Origin of the sequence: Anabaenopsis arnoldii (genome assembly GCF_028331025.1) — a bacterium.
In the GTDB taxonomy this organism is placed as follows: Bacteria; Cyanobacteriota; Cyanobacteriia; order Cyanobacteriales; family Nostocaceae; genus Anabaenopsis; species Anabaenopsis arnoldii.
Window position 1 is genome coordinate 1 of sequence record NZ_JAQMUH010000052.1, and the last position, 7686, is coordinate 7686.

A 7686-nucleotide genomic window follows, 5' to 3' on the forward strand; every position below is an offset into this window, starting at 1 on the left:
AATATTTTCATGGTTCGGTGTTCCCTCGGACTCCGCTTTGCAGCGCTTGTCTCTCAGGCACTTATCCAATATAGCTACTGTCTCTAGCTTTGTCAACTCTTTTTTTCTAATTTTTGCAGATTTTTTTTCATCTCTCTGAAAGTCTTATATAGCAAGCCTTTTGAGGTATAATTGGTCTGTAAATCAAAATAAAAGTAACTAAGTTGTGAGTAAATTCGGTGTTTTACCGCCAAGGGTAGTTCTAGATCCTTTACTGCGTGGCTGGTTGGTAGAAGATATTGGTCGGGGCGATCGCACTACTCAATCTCTGTTATGGGAACATGGAACCAGGGGAAGAGCTACATGGCTGGCTAAAGCATCGGGGATAATTGCGGGGTTACCAGTTGCAGCCAGGGTATTTGAACTTTTGAATGAAAAAGTAAATTTTGTGGCTCTTGTCCCTGATGGTGAAAAGTGTGAACCAGGACAAGTCATAGCAGAAATTGATGGTTCCCTAGATGCGCTGCTCATGGGTGAACGGGTGGCGCTGAACTTGGCCATGGGGTTGAGTGGAATTGCTACTCTCACACATATATATGTAGAGCAAATAGCAGATTTACCGGCTCAGTTTGTGGACACCCGCAAAACTACACCAGGGCTGAGATTATTAGAAAAGTACGCATCTGCGGTAGGTGGAGCGATAAATCACCGCATGGGCTTAGATGATGCTGTCATGATTAAAGATAATCACATTGCTGCTGCTGGCGGAATTGGTGAAGCCATTACCCGCATTCGTTCCCAGATACCCTATCCTCTGACTATTGAAGTAGAGACGGAAACCCTAGAACAAGTGACAGCCGCATTAGAACATCAGGCGGACATTATTATGTTGGATAATATGCCTGTGCAGATGATGGGTCAGGCGGTGCAGTTAATCCGTCAGCAGAATACTAGGGTGAAAATTGAAGCTTCGGGAAATGTGACCCTAGAGACTATTCGCACTATTGCTGAGACCGGGGTTGACTATATATCTAGTAGTGCGCCCATTACTCAATCCAAGTGGTTAGATTTAAGTATGAAAATTTCAGGTAAATCAATCGCCCGATAGCGTAGCGTGGCTTAATCCGTACTAGTTAGAGCTAAAATAGTCAAGTTTTACAGAAAGTCTCACCATTAGGGAGCCAATAGCCTCCCATAAACAGATAACATTAATATATGAACGCTACACAAGAACAACTAAAACTGAAACTTCAGCAGGCTTTAGTGGCTGCTTTTGGCGGTGACTACGCCGGAGTAGACCCGATTTTGGTGACTGCGAGTAATCCTAAATTTGGTGACTATCAAGCAAATATGGCTTTGTCGCTGAGTAAAAAGTTAGGACAGCAACCCAGGGCGATCGCCTCTGCTATTGTGGAGAAACTAGATGTATCCGAGTTTTGCGAAACACCAGAAATAGCAGGGCCTGGTTTTATCAATCTCAAGCTGAAAACTTCCTACCTAGAAACACAACTCAACACCATTCAAGCAGATTCCAGACTGGGAATCCCAAAGACGGAAACACCAAAACGAGAAATTGTCGATTTTTCCAGTCCGAATATTGCTAAAGAAATGCACGTCGGACACTTGCGCTCTACAATCATTGGTGATGCGATCGCCCGGATTTTAGAATTTCGGGGTCATGATGTTTTGCGGTTAAATCATGTCGGTGATTGGGGTACACAGTTTGGGATGTTAATTACCTACCTGAGAGAAGTTTACCCGGAAGCCCTGACCACTGCGAATGCTTTAAATATTGGTGATTTAGTCAATTTTTACCGCCAAGCTAAACAGCGCTTTGATGAAGACGAAAGTTTTCAAGATTCAGCAAGAAAGGAAGTCGTGAGATTACAAGCAGGTGCAGAAGACACCCTTCATGCTTGGAAACTACTGTGCGAACAGTCACGCCGAGAATTTCAGGTAATTTATGACCTGCTGGATGTGCAATTAAATGAACGGGGAGAATCTTTCTATAATCCTTTACTTTCCTCTGTAGTGGAGGATTTAGCCACATCAGGGATACTGGAGGAGAATCAAGGGGCTAAGGTAGTTTTCTTAGAAGGCTTCACTAACAGAGAAGGTGAGCCACTCCCTTTGATTGTACAAAAATCCGATGGTGGTTATAACTACGCCACAACAGATTTAGCAGCTTTGCGTTACCGAATTCAAGAAGATCAAGCCCAACGCATAATTTATGTGACAGATTCTGGACAAAGTAACCACTTTGCCCAATTCTTCCAAGTTGCTTGTAAGGCGGGATGGGTTCCTGATCATGTAGAACTGGTTCATGTTCCCTTTGGTTTGGTCTTAGGAGAAGATGGGAAAAAATTTAAAACTCGTGCAGGTGATACCGTCAGATTACGGGATTTATTAGATGAAGCTGTGATTCGCGCCCGTACAGATTTAGAAGGTAGATTAAAAGAAGAAGAACGCCCAGAACCTGAAGAATTTATTAGTGAAGTTGCTCAGGTAGTTGGTATCAGTGCCGTAAAATATGCTGATTTAAGCCAAAACCGTACCAGTGATTATATTTTCAGCTACGACAAGATGTTGGATCTTAAGGGTAATACTGCACCCTATATGTTGTACGCTTATGCACGGATTCAGGGGATTAGCCGCAAGGGTGGAATTAATTTTAGCGAGTTAGGAGACAATGTTCAGGTGTTGTTACAGCATCAAACTGAGTTAGCTTTAGCTAAGTATTTATTACAGTTAGATGAGGTGATTACTACTGTTGAGCAAGAATTACTACCTAATCGATTATGTGAATATTTGTATGAGTTAAGTAAAAAGTTTAATCAGTTTTATGATCGTAACCAGGGGGTAAGGGTACTGGAGGCTGAGGAACCACTGCGGACATCCCGGTTAATCTTGTGTGATTTGACAGCTAGAACTTTAAAGTTGGGATTAGATTTGCTGGGGATTCCAGTTTTAGAGAGGATGTAAGAGTAACTCCCCAGGCGGTTACGATGCCGATCCCACAACATTTATGTGATGTGATCAATTGTGTATTTCATTTCCATCAAGGCAGGTTAACAATCACTACAGATGGACACAGATCCACACAGATGAATAGATTGTTGAGTTAAACTATTCCTCCGAAGTTCTGCTGCGCTAAAATGAAGGGGTTGGGGTGAAAATCTCTGCTGTTAATTTTCAGAAATAACCAATTTTTACCCAATTTCAGTCACAATGTCTCAAGAGCATAACCAACCCAGCCAGATTCAGCAGATAGCTAGTCTGAAACCCAAACATTTTGCTGATTTAATTAGAGCCGCCCAGTTAATTTTTGACCCTGCTGCGGGGCTAACAGGTAGACATGTACAAGTTAACTGGCAGGATTTTGGCATTCCCCATGATGTTGAGCAAAATTTAAAGGATCTGGGACTGCAATATCAGTATGCTTCTCCCCACATTCCTGGTGATATTATTTGGAGTCGATTAAGTCCGGAAACTAGAATCTGGTTTCTCAACAATAAAGATGATTTGTGGCGGTTTGAGGAAGCTTTCCCCGCACTCGATGAGGACTAGGGTTTGGCGCAGTTTCCTTGTAATTATGAGGTTAGGCAAAACCCCCATATTACAATATTTACCTTTCAGATCCCGGACTTCTGTAAGCAGACCCAAGAGTTGGGAATTTATGAAAGAAGTCCGGGTTCTAAATGGATCTAAATGCACTCAATGAACCTAATCATGCCAATGCTAAATTTTAGCATCGCTGACTAGACTGTGCAGTTTAATTCCCCGGCTTTTTGGCTAAAGCGGTGATTTTCGCGGTAGTCTACGGGACAATCGATAACAGCAGGTACATCTTGGTTGAGGGCTTCTTTAAGTACGGGGATTAAATCAGTAGCAGATTCAACCCTGTAACCTTTTAAACCCATGCTTTCCGCTAGTTTGACAAAATCAGGATTACCAAAATGGACAAAAGATGAGTTACCTTTGCCAAATTGATTTTCTTGTTTCCATTCAATTAACCCATAGCCACCATCATTAAAAATTAAGGTGACAAAGGGAGTACCGACTCGTAAGGCTGTTTCTAATTCCTGACAATTCATCATAAAGCCACCGTCTCCAGTAGCAGCTACAACTTTGCGGTTAGGATAAACCAGTTTTGCTGCTAAAGCGCCAGGAATAGCAATTCCCATGGCGGCAAAACCATTAGAAATCAAGCAAGTATTGGGACTATGACAGTGATAATGTCTAGCAATCCACATTTTATGTGCGCCCACATCAGAAATGACGATATCATCGGGCCCCATAACTTGGCGTAAGTCATAAATTAATTTTTGGGGTTTAATGGGAAAACCATCATCGTGGGCGTACTGTTCGTAATCAGCACGAATATTTGCCCTTAAGCCGATCGCATAGGGATTAGGTTTACTCTGTCTATCTGCCAATTTTAAAATTTCATTGAGGGAATCGGAAATATCTCCGAGTACTTCCACACCGGGAATATAACTGCTGTCAATTTCGGCTGAGTTGGCTGCAATATGAATAATGGGAATATTACCTTGAGGATTCCATTTTTTGGGGGAGAATTCGATTAAATCATAGCCAATGGCAATTACCAAATCTGTATGATCAAAGCCACAAGTAATGAAATCTCTTTGCTGTAATCCCACTGACCACAATGTCAATGGATGAGTATAAGGAATTACGCCCTTACCCATAAAAGTATTAGCAACAGGTATATTCATTTGGCTGGCAAATTGGGTAACTGCATCACTGGCATGAGCGCGAATTGCTCCATTACCTACTAGAATAATGGGGTTAACTGCTTGGGAAATGGCTGCCGCTGCTGCCCGAATACAAGCAAAGGAAGCATAGGTTTTTTCGATATTATCCCTTTGTAAGGGTTTGCCTTCTGCAGGCATAGCTGCAATATTTTCTGGTAAATCAATGTGAACTGCGCCGGGTTTTTCAGTTTGCGATCGCTTAAATGCTTTACGTACCACCTCCGGTGTAATACTGGGGCGCACAATCTGTTTATTCCACTTAGTTACTGGGGCAAACATTGCTACCAAGTCCAAATATTGATGGGATTCGATGTGCATTCTATCGGTTCCCACCTGACCAGTAATTGCGACTAAAGGCGCACCATCGAGGTTAGCATCTGCTACCCCAGTCATTAAATTTGTAGCACCAGGCCCCAGGGTAGAAAGGCAAACTCCAGCTTTACCTGTCAAGCGTCCGTAGACATCAGCCATGAATGCTGCACCCTGTTCATGACGAGTGGTAATGAATTGAATGGAAGAATGTTTCAGTGCTTCTAAAACGTGCAGGTTCTCTTCACCAGGAAGACCAAAAACATATTGTACCCCTTCGTTTTCTAGACACCGCACCAATAATTCAGCTGTATTCATTTGATTTCCTCGCTGGTTATAAATAAGTCTGGGGACTGAGTATTGGAAGAGTTAAATATCTGCCAATACCCCACAATTAATGACTAAATTAGTTCACCCACACGGTTTTTACATTGACGAACTCATGTATACCTTGAATACTCAACTCTCTGCCGTATCCAGACCGCTTAATCCCACCAAAAGGTAAGCGGGGGTCAGATTTAACCATGCTATTGATAAATACAGCACCTGCTGCGATTTCGGAGATTAGGCGATCGCATTCTTGATGATTATTAGTCCAAGCACTAGCACCTAAGCCGAAAGGTGTAGCATTAGCTAGTCGAATGGCGGCATTAATATCTGGTACACGGAATAACAGGGCAACTGGCCCAAAAAATTCTTCCTGGGCGATCGCACTATCTGGGGGGATATCTGTAATGATAGTGGGCGGGTAAAAGTTACCCGCCAGATGTGATAAAGGATGTCCACCGGTAAGGAGTTTACCGCCACTTTTAATGGCAGTTTGCACCTGTTGATGTAAGTCTTGGAGAATACCAGGGGTTGCTAATGGCCCTATATCCGTATCCGGCTGCATGGGGTCGCCTACTTTGAGCGCCTCAAATTTATCTAGAAGTAAATTTTCAAACTCAGGCGCGATGGACTCCACAATAATAAAGCGTTTTGCTGCTATGCAAGATTGCCCATTATTCAACATCCGGGCTGTAGTCGCCATGGTAACGGCGGTTTCTAAATCAGCACTTTCTAAAACAATAAATGGGTCACTACCCCCCAATTCTAAAACAGTTTTTTTGATTTGTTGACCCGCGGCGGCTGCCAGGGATGCTCCCGCTGGTTCACTTCCAGTTAAAGTGGCAGCTTTCACCCGGTGATCAGCTATGATATCGGCAACTTTGGCCGCACCGATTAACAGTGCTTGAAAAGCGCCTGGAGGAAAACCAGCCCGGCGGATAATATCTTCAATTACCAAGGCACACTGGGGGACATTAGAAGCGTGTTTCAGTAAGCCGACATTTCCCGCCATCAGGGTGGGGGCGGCAAAACGAAACACCTGCCAAAAGGGGAAATTCCACGGCATTACAGCCAGAATTACACCCAAAGGATCATAGCGCACAAAACTATGACTAGCATCGGTGGGGATGGGAACATCAGCCAGAAAACTCGGTGCTTGTTCAGCGTAGTATTGACAAACCAGGGCGCATTTTTCTACTTCTGCGATCGCCGCTTGATAAGGTTTACCCATTTCCAGGGTGATTATTTGAGCAAAATCAGCTTTTTCTTGCTGTAAAATGGTGGCAGCTTTTTCTAGCCATTGCGATCGCTCAGAAAAAGTTGTGTGGCGGTACTGTGCAAAAGTCTGACCAGCCAAATCCAGTTTAGAGGCAATTTCTGCATCCTTGAGAGGCTCAAAGACTTTGATTGTCTCCCCGGTGGCGGGATTAATGGTGGCGATAGCCATTACCTGACCTCCCGTTAAATTTCATATCCATATTTCCAGAAGAAATATAGATCGAGGTAGCTTCCTAGTCTTACACATAATCTATTGTGCAAGCCATAACCAAATTTTATGATTTTTCTCAGGTTCGATTATTGAATACGGAATAACCGCAATTATTTTTATAATTAAATATACTTCTCTTATCCATAAATTTTGTTAAATCAGATACAATCTGAAATATACAAACCCCATCTCCTCTCCTTACCAAGGTAAGGAGAGGAAAGATTGGGAGAGGCTTAAATTAGTTTAACAGCACGCAAACCGAACAGCAGACCTACGGCTACGCCCATGAATAAAGCTAAAAAGCCAATATAAGCTATGACTCCAAACATTGATTTTTCTCCAGAATAAAGCACTATCTCTATTGAATCATGGGGAATGGGGAATGGAAAATTTGACATCTCCCCTGGTTAAAACACAGGGGATTCTAAACTGATGTTGCTACGCAGGGCCAAGCTATGCTACGCAACGTTTACAACGTGATTTACTTAATCTATTAGATTAAGTAAATAATATTGTTTTGGGAGTGTCAAAGCTCCCCTACCCACCTTGGCTAAGCTTATACTTAGCTGTGTGGCTACTTAAGTTGACATCTTTTGGGTTTTTCACCATATTTGTAGATGCCTTTTTTTTCATTTTAACTGAATTTGATAGTATTCTTTAATTTCCGGTTCTTCAGTACCTAATATGCTAAATTGTTTTGATAAAATCCGAAAAGGCTTACCGTATAAGGGAAATAATGTTGGTTATTGAAGAAAATGCCTGAATATTCCTTCTTAATCTCTGTTCGGTGTGTTCCCTGTTCCCTGT

6 protein-coding genes are annotated in these 7686 nt (G+C 42.6%); 3 read left to right on the forward strand and 3 right to left on the reverse strand.

Going from position 1 to position 7686, the window contains the following annotated elements; translation table 11 throughout:
- The first annotated feature begins 205 nt into the window (after positions 1–205).
- From nadC to PN457_RS04090, 3 genes are all read left to right on the forward strand, one after another.
- Positions 206–1087, forward strand: a complete 882-nt coding sequence (gene nadC / locus PN457_RS04080) for a carboxylating nicotinate-nucleotide diphosphorylase (protein ID WP_271731491.1) — start codon at positions 206–208, stop codon at positions 1085–1087.
- Positions 1088–1194: 107 nt separating this feature from the next.
- Positions 1195–2961, forward strand: coding sequence for an arginine--tRNA ligase (gene argS, locus PN457_RS04085; RefSeq protein ID WP_271731492.1), 1767 nt, complete (start codon positions 1195–1197; stop codon positions 2959–2961).
- 246 nt (positions 2962–3207) lie between these two features.
- On the forward strand, positions 3208–3546 hold the full coding sequence (locus PN457_RS04090; protein WP_271731493.1) for a hypothetical protein: 339 nt from the start codon (positions 3208–3210) through the stop codon (positions 3544–3546).
- 191 nt (positions 3547–3737) lie between these two features.
- Here the strand turns inward: PN457_RS04090 and PN457_RS04095 are convergent, their stop codons facing one another.
- The 3 genes from PN457_RS04095 to petL all read right to left on the reverse strand — a co-directional run bounded on the left by PN457_RS04095 (position 3738) and on the right by petL (position 7208).
- A complete protein-coding gene (locus PN457_RS04095) occupies positions 3738–5381 on the reverse strand; it encodes an acetolactate synthase large subunit (RefSeq protein ID WP_271731494.1) in 1644 nt (547 codons plus the stop codon).
- 88 nt (positions 5382–5469) lie between these two features.
- Positions 5470–6837, reverse strand: coding sequence for an NAD-dependent succinate-semialdehyde dehydrogenase (locus PN457_RS04100; RefSeq protein WP_271731495.1), 1368 nt, complete (start codon positions 6835–6837; stop codon positions 5470–5472).
- Between the two features lie 275 nt (positions 6838–7112).
- The gene (gene petL / locus PN457_RS04105) at positions 7113–7208 is read right to left on the reverse strand and encodes a cytochrome b6-f complex subunit PetL (protein WP_200989640.1); all 96 of its coding nucleotides are present in this window, start codon (positions 7206–7208) and stop codon (positions 7113–7115) included.
- Between the last annotated feature and the right edge of the window lie 478 nt (positions 7209–7686).